The organism is Achromobacter animicus (assembly GCF_040775605.1).
In the GTDB taxonomy this organism is placed as follows: domain Bacteria; phylum Pseudomonadota; class Gammaproteobacteria; order Burkholderiales; family Burkholderiaceae_B; genus Achromobacter; species Achromobacter animicus.
Map to the genome: position 1 here is coordinate 4,534,114 of NZ_JAYGJK010000001.1, position 13,430 is coordinate 4,547,543.

Annotated in this window: 12 protein-coding genes; 9 read left to right on the forward strand and 3 right to left on the reverse strand. The window is 66.2% G+C overall.

Translation table 11 applies throughout. The annotated features are described in order from the left end of the window. Positions 1-76 precede the first annotated feature (76 nt). Complete coding sequence (locus tag AB3147_RS20720; RefSeq protein WP_279975236.1) at positions 77-625, reverse strand: hemerythrin domain-containing protein; 549 nt, start codon at positions 623-625, stop codon at positions 77-79. 25 nt (positions 626-650) lie between these two features. Next, positions 651-1,811, reverse strand: a complete 1,161-nt coding sequence (locus tag AB3147_RS20725) for a D-alanyl-D-alanine carboxypeptidase family protein (RefSeq protein WP_367352862.1) — start codon at positions 1,809-1,811, stop codon at positions 651-653. A 419-nt stretch (positions 1,812-2,230) separates the two neighbouring features. Here AB3147_RS20725 and AB3147_RS20730 point away from each other — a divergent pair, with 419 nt between their 5' ends. From AB3147_RS20730 to AB3147_RS20770, 9 genes are all read left to right on the forward strand, one after another. Continuing rightward, positions 2,231-2,689, forward strand: a complete 459-nt coding sequence (locus AB3147_RS20730; RefSeq protein WP_063954526.1) for an HU family DNA-binding protein — start codon at positions 2,231-2,233, stop codon at positions 2,687-2,689. Positions 2,690-2,866: 177 nt separating this feature from the next. Further along, the gene (locus AB3147_RS20735; protein WP_312995790.1) at positions 2,867-3,379 is read left to right on the forward strand and encodes a MarR family winged helix-turn-helix transcriptional regulator; all 513 of its coding nucleotides are present in this window, start codon (positions 2,867-2,869) and stop codon (positions 3,377-3,379) included. A gap of 100 nt (positions 3,380-3,479) precedes the next feature. Further along, on the forward strand, positions 3,480-4,640 hold the full coding sequence (locus tag AB3147_RS20740) for an MFS transporter (RefSeq protein ID WP_367353564.1): 1,161 nt from the start codon (positions 3,480-3,482) through the stop codon (positions 4,638-4,640). An 87-nt stretch (positions 4,641-4,727) separates the two neighbouring features. Beyond that, positions 4,728-7,385 (forward strand): leucine--tRNA ligase, encoded by a 2,658-nt coding sequence (leuS, locus tag AB3147_RS20745; protein WP_312995792.1) that lies wholly within the window; start codon positions 4,728-4,730, stop codon positions 7,383-7,385. Positions 7,386-7,396: 11 nt separating this feature from the next. Continuing rightward, a complete protein-coding gene (locus tag AB3147_RS20750; protein WP_175125200.1) occupies positions 7,397-8,056 on the forward strand; it encodes an LPS-assembly lipoprotein LptE in 660 nt (219 codons plus the stop codon). A gap of 3 nt (positions 8,057-8,059) precedes the next feature. After that, complete coding sequence (holA, locus tag AB3147_RS20755) at positions 8,060-9,115, forward strand: DNA polymerase III subunit delta (protein ID WP_239214095.1); 1,056 nt, start codon at positions 8,060-8,062, stop codon at positions 9,113-9,115. Positions 9,116-9,245: 130 nt separating this feature from the next. Beyond that, on the forward strand, positions 9,246-10,526 hold the full coding sequence (locus tag AB3147_RS20760; protein WP_175139363.1) for a glutamate-5-semialdehyde dehydrogenase: 1,281 nt from the start codon (positions 9,246-9,248) through the stop codon (positions 10,524-10,526). A gap of 135 nt (positions 10,527-10,661) precedes the next feature. Continuing rightward, on the forward strand, positions 10,662-11,042 hold the full coding sequence (locus tag AB3147_RS20765) for a hypothetical protein (RefSeq protein ID WP_175185805.1): 381 nt from the start codon (positions 10,662-10,664) through the stop codon (positions 11,040-11,042). A 4-nt stretch (positions 11,043-11,046) separates the two neighbouring features. Then, the gene (locus AB3147_RS20770; protein ID WP_367352863.1) at positions 11,047-11,832 is read left to right on the forward strand and encodes a 2-keto-4-pentenoate hydratase; all 786 of its coding nucleotides are present in this window, start codon (positions 11,047-11,049) and stop codon (positions 11,830-11,832) included. A gap of 140 nt (positions 11,833-11,972) precedes the next feature. Here AB3147_RS20770 and AB3147_RS20775 read toward each other — a convergent pair whose 3' ends face one another. Then, positions 11,973-13,388 (reverse strand): amidase family protein, encoded by a 1,416-nt coding sequence (locus AB3147_RS20775; protein ID WP_343738095.1) that lies wholly within the window; start codon positions 13,386-13,388, stop codon positions 11,973-11,975. Positions 13,389-13,430: the final 42 nt, after the last annotated feature.

Sequence of the window (13,430 nt, forward strand, 5' to 3'; positions counted from 1 at the left end):
CCTGGGCATCGGCGTTCACGCCGGTCCGGCTAGGGTAAACGCTCGACCTTGACCACGCAACGCGGCAATCAGCGAATCAGCCCGCTTCACCGCCGCGGCGCGCCTTCATGGCCTGGCCGATCGCGGCCAGCGCATCGTCAGGAATCAGCCGCGCCGCCATCGGCAGCAGCTCGTCCTCTTCGCGCCGGATGTGCGCGTTGTAGGCGTCGGTGAAGGCCTGGACCTGCTGCGCCGGCAATTGCGCCGGCCGACCCGCCGCAATCTCGGACAGCGTCTCGCGCAGGGGTTCCCACAGTCCGGCCAAATGCCGATGATCAGCCATCAGACCGTCAACCAGCGCGTGCAGGCACACCGCGTCGGACCCCGCCATGGAATCGATCAGGGCGGGAAACAGGTCCTCTTCTTCGTCTTCGTGGTGATGGGCGGCGGCCGTGTCGAAATACCGGCGCACACTGGTGGCGGCGGTTTGCGCCGCAGCGTCGCTGCCATGCGCGGGCAGGTGCGCCGCCAGCCGCGCCAGCGTGGCGCATTGGCGCGCGATGCGTCCGTGACAGGCTGACAGCAGCGCCAGCGGATCGTCAGGGCCCGGCGCCGCGGCCGGTCCGCCTGGAAAGCTCACTGCCATCGCCTACCTCCGAAATCGTGTTGCGTTATCCCTGCGTGCCGCGCCACCACAAACGGATGGAGTCCCACGCGCGGCCGGCAATGCCCGCCTCGGCCACCGGCTCTAGCGCGACAACCGGGAAGTGCATGGCGGGCTTGCCGTCGACCGTCACCCGCAGTTCGCCCACCGTCGATTGCGCGGCGATCGGCGCAACCAGCGGCGCCTGCGGCGCCCAGACCGATTCGACCTTCGCGCCGGCGGGCACGGTGACGTACGCGTCCCGCGAGAAGCCGACCTTCATGCTGTCCGCCTCGCCCTTCCAGACCTCCGGCGTCGCGACGGTTTGCCCGCTCGCGTAGAGCTTGATGGTATTGAACCCCTGGAAGCCCCATTCCAGCAACTCGCGGCTTTCCTGCGTGCGCAGCTTGTCGGACGCAGTGCCGACCACCACCGTGATCAGCCGCCGCTGATCGCTGCCATTGGGCCGGCGCGCCGAGGCAATGATGCAATAGCCGGCCGATGCCGTATGTCCGGTCTTCAACCCATCAACGCTGGGATCCAGCCACAGCAGCCGGTTGCGGTTGGGCTGCGTGATCTTGTTGAAGGTGAACTGTTTGGCCGAGTCGTAGGTCTTGTAGAGCTGAGGAAAATCGCGGATGAAGCGCGTGGCCAGGATCGACAGGTCGCTCGCGGTGGAGTACGTATTCGGATCCGGCAGCCCGTGCGGACTGGCGAAACGCGTGGCGTGCAAGCCCAGACGCGCGGCGGTGTCGTTCATGCGTTCGACAAAGGCTTCGACGCTGCCCGACACGGCCTCCGCCAGCGCGACGGCCGCGTCATTGCCCGATTGGATCATCAACCCGCGCAGCAGGTCGTCCACCGACACCTTGGTGTCTGGCTCCAGGAACATCTTTGAACTTCCCGCCGGCACCTTCCAGGCCCGCGTCGAGATCGTGACGAGCTGGTTCGCCGTCAGCTCTTTCTTGGTCAACGCCTCGAACACCACATAGGCCGTCATGATCTTGGTCAGGGACGCCGGCTCGATGCGCGTCGTGGCCGCGTGCGACGCAATGACCTGGCCGCTGGTTTCATCCAGCAGCAGCCAGGCCTTGGCCGACAGCGCTGGCGCGGGCATCGATTGCGCCATTGCGCTGGATATACAAGCGGTCGCAACGAGCAGGCTCGCCGCCAACTTCTTCATCAACATATAGCTGCTTCACTTCCATGTTCTGGTTTTCTTCGGGTGCGCGCGATTGCAAGGGAAAGGCCTGATTTCAGGCACTTTCCGCGCCTGCCTGCCGCGCGCGCCGCCCGCAATTGGAACATGCGCCGCCAGATAGGTTCATCCGCATGCCTCGCGACGGCGTCTGACCGCGCGCCTTCGCAGCGTTTTCCATCGCGCGCGCGGCCTGCGGCTATGGCCCGCGAAAACGCCGGCGAATGTCACGACATCTTGCGAAACCCCTTGCAGAAAGCACTTTTCTGCGTCGAAAACAACAAACAGTGGCTTAAAACCCGTTGGAAAGCCGCTTTTACCGCCACTCTTCCGCTATCATCGGGCGCGTAGCGTCAAATGCCGATATCCGGCACGCGCTGCTCCATGTCCTCAACATACGGATTTTGACCATGGCCACGAAAGCTAAAGCTCCTGCCAAGAAAGTCACCAAGACCGCCGTCAAGGCGCCCGCAAAGAAGGCAACTGCCGCCAAGCCCGCCGTGAAGCCGGCTGCCAAGAAGGCCGTCGCCGCCAAGAAGGTCGCTGCCGCCCCCAAGGCCATCAAGGCCGCGATGAACAAGACCCAGCTCATCGCCTACATCGTTGAGCAATCGGGCGTCGAAGCCAAGTCGGTCAAGGCCGTCCTGGCCAGCCTGGAAACCTCGGTGCTGGGTTCCGTGGACAAGAAGGGCGCTGGCGAATTCACGCTGCCCGGCCTGTTCAAGGTTGCCGTGCAAAAGGTTCCCGCCAAGGCCAAGCGCTTCGGCAAGGATCCGTTCACGGGCGAAGAGCGCTGGTTCCCCGCCAAGCCGGCTTCGGTCAAGGTGAAGGTTCGCCCGCTCAAGAAGCTGAAGGACGCCGCGCAGTAATTTAATTACGCGCAGTCTCCGGTCAAGCCGGAAAGGCCCGCCTCGCAAGAGGCGGGCCTTTCTTTTTTTCGCGCGCGCTTTGCGTGATGCCGCCCCCGCTTTGCGTTGATCCCTAGCCGCTGCTAGAATTTTGTCTTTACGTGAAGATACTTCACATTAAAACAATAGCCACTCGCCATGAATGACCTCGTCGATCTCGTGATTTCGCAGTGGGCCAAAGAGTGCCCGTCGCAAGACTTCTCCGCCATGTCGGTCGTTGCGCGTCTCTTCCGCCTGAATGCCTTCGCGGCCCGCAACGTCAACCGCACCTTTCGCCAATACAACCTGCACCAAGGCGAATTCGACGTGCTCGCCACGCTCTACCGCACTGGCGCCCCCCACGCCATGAATCCGCAAAAGCTTGTGGAAGCCCTGTTGCTCACGTCCGGCGCCATGACCAATCGCCTGGACAGGCTGGAACAGGCCGGGCTGCTCGTGCGCAATCCCAATCCCGAGGACCGGCGCGGCATCATCGTGTCGCTCACCGCCGAAGGTCTGCGGGTCATCAAGGTCGTGCTCAAGGACTATCTGGCCGATCTGAATGAATTTCTCGAACCGCTGTCGGCGGCCGAGCGCCGGCAATTGGCCGGTCTGCTGAAGAAACTGCTGCTCAAGCAGGACCAGGACACGCCCGGCAGCGTCGGTGCATAACCCGTAGCGACCGCTTCATCTTCAATACCCTTTCCGCTTCAGATCAGTGACTTCCACCGAACAAACCACCCCGACCCTCACCGCCCCCATCATCCTCCTGATGTCGGTGGCGACCGGCCTGGCCGTCGCCAGCAACTACTACGCGCAGCCCCTCTTGCACACCATCGGCCAGCAGTTCTCGATTTCGAACGCCACCGCCGGCACGATCGTCACCACCGCGCAGCTCAGCTACGCCGTGGGGCTGATGCTGCTGGTGCCGCTGGGCGACATGTTCGAGCGCCGTTCGCTGATCGTGCTGATGAACCTGCTATCGGCGGGTGGCCTGCTGATTTCCGCCTTCTCCACCAGCATCTCGATGCTCATCATCGGCACCGCGCTGACCGGCATGCTGTCCGTCGTCGCCCAGATCCTCGTGCCGTTCGCGGCCACGCTGGCGGCGCCCCACGAGCGCGGCAAGGCCGTGGGCACGGTCATGAGCGGGCTGCTGCTGGGCATCCTGCTGGCCCGCACCGCGGCGGGCGCGCTGGCCGACGTGGGCAGCTGGCGCACGGTGTATTGGGTCGCCGCCATCCTGATGCTGTGCATGTCCGCCGTCCTGTGGCGCGTATTGCCTCGCTACCAGAGCCCCACGGCAATGAGCTATCCGCAGCTGCTGGGCTCCATCCTGCGCATGTTCGTCGAGGAACCCCTGTTCCGCGCCCGGTCCCTCATCGGCGGGCTGCTGTTCGCCGCCTTCAGCATGCTGTGGACGCCGCTGACCTTCCTTCTGGCTGGCGCGCCCTATGAATACAGCAACACCACCATCGGCCTGTTTGGCGTGGCGGGCGCAGCGGGGGCCTACGCTGCCAACCGCTTCGGGCGCCTCGCCGACCGGGGTCTGGGCAATCTCGCCACCCGAGTGGGTCTGCTGCTTCTGCTGGGTTCCTGGGGACTGATGGCCTTCGGGCAGGTGTCGGTGCTTGCTCTGCTGGCCGGCATCCTGGTGCAGGATCTGGCGATCCAGGGCGTACACGTCACCAACACCAGCTCCATCTACCGCCTGCGGCCCGAGGCGCGCAGCCGCCTGACCGCCGGTTACGTCACCTGCTACTTCATCGGCGGCGCGTCGGGTTCGCTGGTTTCGTCCTGGTTGTACGCCCATTTCGGCTGGCCCGCGGTGGTGATCGCGGGCGCCGTTCTGGCAACCCTCACGCTGGCTTATGGCGCGCTTGCGCCCAGTGCGCGCATCCCCGAAATGCCCTCGCCCCCTGCCAGCGCCTAGCACCTCCTATAATCAGGGGTTTTGACCGCCACCGCGCCCCGGCGCGATGGGGCGGCTCACCCCTTTTTTGCCACCGCGCACGAGCCCATGCAGGAACGCTACCTCCCCACTACCGTCGAAGCGGCCGCCCAACAAGACTGGCAGGCCCGCGACGTCTATCTGGTCCACGAACACGCCAAGAACCCCGACGGCTCCGAAAAGCCCAAGTTCTACGCCTGCTCCATGCTGCCCTATCCCAGCGGCAAGCTGCACATGGGCCACGTGCGCAACTACACCATCAACGACATGATGGCCCGCCAGCTGCGCATGCGCGGCTACAACGTGCTCATGCCCATGGGCTGGGACGCCTTCGGCATGCCGGCGGAAAACGCCGCCATCAAGTCCAAGGTGCCGCCCGCCAAGTGGACCTACGACAACATCGCCTACATGAAGAAGCAGATGAAGGCGATGGGTCTGGCAATCGATTGGACGCGCGAAATGTGCGCCTGCGATCCGCAGTACTACAAGTGGAATCAGTGGCTGTTCCTGAAGATGCTCGAAAAGGGCGTGGCCTACCGCAAGACCCAGGTCGTCAACTGGGATCCGGTCGACCAGACCGTGCTGGCCAACGAACAGGTCATCGACGGCCGCGGCTGGCGTTCCGGCGCCCTCGTTGAAAAGCGCGAGATCCCCGGTTACTACCTGCGCATCACCGATTACGCCGACGAACTGCTGGGCGCCGTTCAGAACGACCTGCCCGGCTGGCCCGAGCGCGTGCGCCTGATGCAGGAAAACTGGATCGGCAAGTCCGAAGGCCTGCGCTTTGCCTTCCCGCACCAGATCGCCGGCCAGGACGGCCAGCTGATCCAGGACGGCAAGCTGTACGTCTTCACCACCCGCGCCGACACGATCATGGGCGTGACGTTCTGCGCCGTGGCGCCCGAACACCCGCTGGCCTCGCACGCGGCGGCCAACAATGCGCCGCTGGCCGCGTTCATCGAACAATGCAAGCTTGGCGGCACCACCGAGGCCGAAATGGCCACGCGTGAAAAAGAAGGCATGCCCACGGGCCTGTTCGTCACGCACCCCATCACGGGCGCGCAGGTCGAAGTCTGGGTCGGCAACTACGTGCTCATGACCTACGGCGACGGCGCCGTCATGGGCGTGCCGTCGCACGACGAGCGCGACTTCGCCTTCGCCAAGAAATACAACCTGCCCATCGTGCAGGTCGTGGACGTGGCCGGCAAGGACTACTCCACCGACGCCTGGCAGGAATGGTACGGCGACAAGCAATCGGGCCGCACCATCAATTCCGGCAAGTACGACGGCCTGTCCTACAAGGAAGCCGTGGACGCCATCGCGGCCGACCTCGGCGAAAAGGGCCTGGGCGAAAAGCAGACCACGTGGCGCCTGCGCGACTGGGGCATTTCGCGCCAGCGCTACTGGGGCACCCCGATCCCGATCATCCACTGCGAAGACTGCGGCCCGGTGCCGGTCCCGGAAAAGGACCTGCCCGTGGTCCTGCCCGACGACCTCATCCCCGATGGCAGCGGCAATCCGCTGGCCAAGAACGAGGCATTCCTGTCCTGCGCCTGCCCCAAGTGCGGCAAGCCCGCGCGCCGCGAAACGGACACGATGGACACGTTCGTGGACTCGTCCTGGTACTTCATGCGCTATACCTCGCCCGGCAACGACAACGCCATGGTCGACCAGCGCAATGACTACTGGATGCCGATGGACCAGTACATCGGCGGCATCGAGCACGCCGTGCTGCACCTGCTGTATGCGCGCTTCTGGACCAAGGTCATGCGCGACATGGGCCTGCTCAACTTCGACGAACCCTTCACCAAGCTGCTGTGCCAGGGCATGGTGCTGAACCACATCTACTCGCGCAAGACGCCCCAGGGCGGCATCGAGTATTTCTGGCCTGAAGACGTCGACAACGTCTACGACGATCGCGGCGCCATCGTCGGCGCCAAGCTGAAGTCGGACGGCTCGGCCATCAACTACGGCGGCGTGGGCACGATGTCCAAGTCCAAGAACAACGGCGTCGATCCGCAATCCCTGATCGACACGCTGGGCGCCGACACGGCCCGCCTGTTCGTCATGTTCGCCAGCCCGCCCGAGCAGACCCTCGAATGGTCCGACTCCGGCGTCGAAGGTTCCAACCGCTTCCTGCGCCGCCTCTGGTCCATCAGCTACGGCCATCGCGAAGCCATCGCCCGTGGCCTGGCCCAAGGTACGGACTGGACGCAGGCGCCCGCCGCCGTCAAGGATCTGCGCCGCGAGGTCTACGGATTGCTCAAGCAGGCCGACTACGACTACCAGCGCATCCAGTACAACACCGTCGTGTCCGCCTGCATGAAGATGCTGAACGCCATCGACGACGCCAAGCTGCCGGAAGGCGCCGAGGCCGACGCAGCCTATGCCGAAACCGTCGGCGTCCTGCTGCGCGTGCTGTACCCGGTCGTGCCGCACGTCACCTGGCACCTGTGGCAGGATCTGGGCTACGCCAAGGAACTCGGCGACCTGCTCGATGCGCCGTGGCCGCACGTGGACGAAGCCGCCCTCGTCGCCGACGAGATCGAACTGATGCTCCAGGTCAACGGCAAGCTGCGCGGTTCCATCCGCGTGGCCGCCAAGGCCCCCAAGGAAGACATCGAAAAACTGGCCGCCAGCCAGGAAGAGGTCGCCCGATTCCTGGAAGGCCGTCCGCCCAAGCGTGTCATCGTGGTTCCGGGCAAACTGGTCAACGTCGTAGGCTGATGAGGTCAAGCATGTACTTCGCCGGGCAACAATCGCAACTCTCCCGCCAATCCTGGCTGCTGCGCGGCGCCTGCCTGGCGCTGTTCATGCTGCTCACCGCCTGCGGTTTCGCGCTGCGCGGCGTGACCCCGATGCCGTTCGAACGCCTGTACGTAGGCATCCCCGATACCACCCAGTTCGGCGCGGACGTGCGCCGCGCGCTGCGCGCGGCCTCGCCCGACACCAAGCTGGTCGACACGCCCAAGGAAGCGCAGGCGATCCTCCAGCAGGTCAATGACTCGCGCACGCTGCGCGAGGTCTCGCTCAACGCTCAGGGCCGTGTGGAATCCTACGAACTCGGCATCAACTACACGTTCCGCCTGATCGACGCCCAGGGCCGCGCGCTGGTCCCGGACACGACGCTGTCCATCTACCGGGAAATGCCGTACGACGATCAGGTCGTGCAGGCCAAGCAGGGCCAGATCGACACCCTGTTCAAGGCCATGCAACGCGATCTGGTCTCGCGCGTGCTGCGCCGCATCACCGCGCCTGACGTGCACAAGGCATTCGAAGCCGCGCAGGAAGGCGACGACGAAAACACGCCGCTGTTCAATCCGAACGAACCGCAGCGGCCGCGCGTGCCCACTCCCTGGCAGACGCCGTCCGTCACCGACCCGACCAACGTCCGCTAGCCCATGGCACAGCCTCTGGACGCGGATCGGCTGGCCGAACACCTGCAGCGGCCCGGCAATCGGCTGGCGCCGCTGTACACGGTCTCCGGCGACGAACCGCTGCTGGTGACCGAAGCCGTCGACGCGTTGCGCGCTGCCGCGCGCAACGCCGGCTACACCGAGCGCCTGTCCATGGTGATGGACGCGCGTAGCGACTGGAGCGCGGTTCTCGCCGCCACCCAGAGCGTGTCGCTGTTCGGCGACCGCCGCATCCTTGAAATCAAGATCCCCACCGGCAAGCCGGGCAAATCCGGCGCCGACACCCTGACCAAGCTGGCCGAACAGGCCGAAAAGCAGCCCGAGGCCGATACGCTCGTCTTGATCGCCTTGCCGCGTCTGGACAAGGCCACCCGCGAAAGCCGCTGGATGCAAGCGCTGGTGCGCGCCGGCATGGCCGTCGACATCGCCAACATCGAACGCGGCCGCCTGCCCGCCTGGGTCGGCATGCGCTTGGCGCGCCAGAACCAGCGCGCCGACAGCGCCACGCTGCAATGGATGGCGGACAAGGTCGAAGGCAATCTGCTGGCCGCCCACCAGGAAATCCAGAAGCTCGGCCTGCTCTACCCCGAGGGCCAGCTCGCCCCCGAGGACGTGGAGCGCGCCGTGCTGAACGTCGCCCGCTACGACGTCTTCGGCCTGCGCGACGCCATGCTGGCCGGCGACATCGGACGCACCATCCGCATGATCGACGGCTTGCGCGCCGAAGGCGAAGCCCTGCCGCTGGTGCTGTGGGCGGTCGGCGAAGAAATCCGCCTGCTTGCCCGTATTGCCGAGGCGCGCGCGTTGGGACAGGACGCCAACGGCCTCATGCGCCGCCTGCGCATCTTCGGCGCCCACGAACGCTTGGCGCTGCAGGCCCTGAACCGGGTCCAGCCCGGCGTCTGGCCTGCCGCCGTGCAGCACGCCCACGAAGTCGACCGCCTCATCAAGGGCCTCTCGGTGCCCGGCCGCCTCGCGGATCCCTGGGAAGAAATGACCCGGCTGGCCCTGCGCGTGGCCGCCGCCGGCGGACGACCGTGAAGGCGGCCTCGCCGCCGCCTTCGCCTCGTCCCCCTTGCGCTCCCACACCCGGCCCCCAGACCGGATCTCGCCCGGCCCGACAGCCGGATATACACTGAATCTCCAGGCGGCGCCCGCGCCGCCCCATCACATGATCGACGCCGCCATGTCCTCGTCCTCCATCGAACAAGCCATGCTCACCCTGGGCGAAAACGCCCGCCGCGCCTCGCGCGCCATGATGCGCGCAGACAGCGCCGCAAAAAACCAGGCGCTGATCGCCATGGCCGACGCCCTGGCCGCCAGCCACGACGAACTGAAAGCCGCCAACGAAAAAGACGTGGCCGCTGCCCGTGCCAATGGGCTGGAGCCCGCGCTGCTGGACCGCCTGACGCTGTCGGACAAGACGCTGGCGCACATGGCAGAAGGCCTGCGCCAGATCGCCGCCCTGCCCGATCCGATCGGCAGCATCACCGCCACCACCGTCCGGCCCAATGGCATGCGCGTCGCCCAGATGCGCGTGCCATTAGGCGTGATCGGCATCATTTACGAATCGCGCCCCAACGTCACCATCGACGCCGCGGCCCTGTGCCTGAAGTCCGGCAATGCCGCCATCCTGCGCGGCGGCAGCGAGGCCCTGCACTCCAACGTCGCGCTCGGCCGCATCGTGCAAACGGGCCTGGCCGCCGCCGGCCTGCCGCAGGATGCGGTGCAGGTCGTCGCCACCGCCGACCGCGCGGCCGTGGGCGCGCTTATCACCATGACCGAACACATCGACGTGATCGTGCCGCGCGGCGGCAAGGGCCTCATTGCCCGCCTGTCCCAAGAGGCGCGCGTGCCGCTCATCAAGCACCTGGACGGCAACTGCCATATCTACATCGACGCCGCGGCGGATCCGGACAAGGCCCACGCCATCGCCCTGAACGCCAAGACCTACCGCTACGGCATCTGCGGCGCCATGGAGACGCTGCTGATCGACGCGGTGGCCGCCGTGTCCATCCTGCCCAGCCTGGCCGCCGCCTTCACCGAACACGGCGTGGAACTGCGGGGCTGCCCGCGCACACTGGCGCTGCTGCCTCACGCCACGCCCGCCACCGAAGAAGACTGGGCCACCGAATACCTGGCGCCCATCCTGGCCGTGCGCATCGTCGACACGCTGGACGACGCCATCGAACACATCGCACGCTACGGCTCGGGCCACACCGACGCGATCGTCACGCAAGACCTGTCGGCGGCGCAGCGCTTTCAGCGCGAGGTCGACTCCAGCTCGGTCTACGTCAACCTTCCGACCTGCTTTGCGGACGGCTTCGAGTACGGCCTGGGCGCCGAGATCGGCATCTCCACGAACCGTCTGCATGCGCGCGGCCCCGTGGGCCTGGAAGGCCTGACCACGCTCAAGTGGGTGCTGAACGGCGAAGGCCAGACCCGCGGCTGACAGCCCGGGCGCGCCCGCGCTCGTACTGACGCGGCCCTGAACACGGGGCCGCGCCAAGCCCTCTACAATAGGGCCAGCTTTTTTGCCTGAATTTGTCCATCCCACGCGGCCCGGCCGCGCATCGTTGAGATCCCCATGCATTCACCCGTCATGGCCATGGCCTTCAGCCTTTTCGTGCTCTGTTTCATCACCTGCACGATCAGCGGCATCGTGCTGTTCTTCGTCAAGACCAAGCAGGTCAACGCGGCGCTCAAGCACCCGTACCTGCAGCACCGGCCGTTCAAGCAGTTTCCGCTGGCGATCCAGGCCGCGATCATGCTGGATTACTTCTTCCGCCTGATGTTTCCGGGCACGCGTTTCTGGCTGATCGGCAACGCCAACGACCTACTGTCCCACGTCGAACCCAAGAAGATCCCGCTCGCCCTGAAATGGCCGATCGTCGGTTTCTGGGGCTCGTGCTGGCTGGGTCTGATTGCCATGATCGTGTTGTGGATCATGCTGTTCCTTGGAGTCTGAACGCATGCAGATCAAGTTTGAAGACTATCCCGGCAGCGTCGATGCGGCGCGCTTCCTGATTGCCGCGCGCCAGTCGGGCATCGCCGGCCCGCGCCTGCCCGCCGAATGCCGCCCGCAGTCCTTGGGCCAGGCATTTGCGGTGCAGCAGCGCACGGCCGAACTGCTGCGCGAGACTCGCCAGGACAGCATCGCCGCCTGGAAAAGCGCGCTGCCGTCCCCGGAAAAAACCGTCGTGGCGCCCATCTACGCATCAGGCACGGCGGACGCCGCGGCCGGCCCCATCGCCGCCGGCAGCGACATCGTGCGCATTGAGCCCGAGATCGCATTTGAGCTTGCCCGCGACCTGCCGCCGCGCGACACGCCGTACACCGACGCCGAGATCGACGCCGCGGTGGGCGGCGCCCGCCTGGCGCTGGAAGTCCTGGGCTGTCGCTACGCGTCCCCGGAACACGCCAGCCTGCCCGAACTGCTGGCGGACCACATGTTCAATCAGGGACTGGTGCTTGGCCCCCGCATTTCATCGCCCGATGCAGCGCCGGGCTGCATGACCATCACGCTCAAGGTCGACGGCGTCGAAGTCGAGCAGCACGCCGGCATCCACCCCAACGATCGTCCCAAAGCCGGACTGTATTGGCTGGCCAACTTCCTGCGAGAGCAAGGTCTGGGTCTGACGGCCGGCCAGCATGTCATCACCGGATCGTACGCGGGCTTCCTGGACGTCCCCGCGAATAAGGAGGTCGAACTGACGTACGGCGATCTGGGCGTGCTGAAGGTGCGCTTCGGCGGCTGAACACGCACGCCGGTGGATGAGGCGGGGCCAGCCCTGGCGCAACCCACGATTCACTGCGACGGTCGCGGGTCACAGCTACCGGCCAACAGCAATGCCACGGCCACCGACCACCGCCCCCCGGCCCGTCGCCGTTGACGCTGTTATCGAAGCGCCGGCTCCGCGATGCCGACCGCCTCGCCGCCCGCCTCGATGATTTCACCGGCTGCCAGGCACAGGTCCTCTCGGAACCGCCCCGCCACCACCTGCACACCCACCGGACTGGGCCCCGCGCTGCTCATCGCGCTACCCATGGCCACGGACAGTCCGGGCAGGCCCATGAACGGCAGCCCAATTTGGGTCATCTGCGCGCGCCAGACCCGCGCGTAGGCCGCGTCGCCCTGCAGGTCAAGGTTGTCGGGGAACGGCAATTCGGCCGACACCGGCAGCAATAGCACCGGATACTCGGCAAAAAACACCTCCCACAGGCGCGTGAGCGTCGCACGGCGCGTCAACACCGCCGAAAAGCTTGTCAGATCGGCGCTTGCCGCCTTGTCGCGCTGCCCGGCCAGCGCCACCAACGCGCCTCGGTCGCCCTCTTTTTCCGCTGCCGCCACCATGGCGTCATAGCCGTCGGCCATCCACATGCGGATCTGCAGGTCGGCGGCCTCCTGCATCGGGGGTATCGCTTCCAGCGTATCGACCGTCCAGCCTGCTTCGCTCAGCCGCCGCGCCGCTTCCTGCAAGGCCTTCACGATGGCCGGATCGGTGTCCATGCCGTCGGGGTTCAAACACAGCGCGGCGCGCTTCGGCACATCCGGGCCGGTCAGCGGCGCGGGCACCCACCACGGATCACGCGGATCCGGCGCGGCCAGCGCGGCCAGCCCCAACCGGATATCGGCAATGGTGCGCCCCAACGGACCCGACACCGCCGTGATCTGACCGCCAATCGACCGCTCCGGCAGCGCCGCGTTATACGCCGCCACCCGGCCCAGCGACGGACGCAGGCCATGCACGCCGCACGCATACGCCGGATAACGGATCGAACCAGCGATGTCCGTGCCATGCGCCAGATGCCCGATGCCGGCCGCCACCGCAGACGCGGCGCCGCCCGACGAGCCGCCCGGCGTCAACGCCGGATTACGGGGATTGCGCGTATCGCCATGCAGCGCGTTGCCGGTAAACCAGCGCAGCGAAAACGCCGGCGTATTGGTCCTGCCCACGATCACCGCACCGGCGCGCCGCAAGTTGTCGACGACGGGACTGTTCCGTTCGGCGATCAGGTCCTTCTGCAGACGCACGCCGTTAGTCGTGGCAAAGCCTGCCTGATCCACGTTGACCTTCACGGTGACGGGCACACCCGCCAGCAGGCCGGGATCTTCCCCGCGCGCGAGCGCCGCGTCCACCTCGGCCGCCTGCGCCAGCACGTCCTCGGGCCGGTGATCCACCACCGCGTTGATCGCGGGATTGACGGCATCGAGCCGTTGCAGCGCGCTTTGCGCAGCCTGCACGGCGGACACCTCACGCTTGCGGACAAGGGAGGCAAGCTCAACTGCGGACAAACGCCAAAGATCGGACACGCGCGACTCCTGAAAATGTGGATTTTTCTGCGGGCCAGCAAA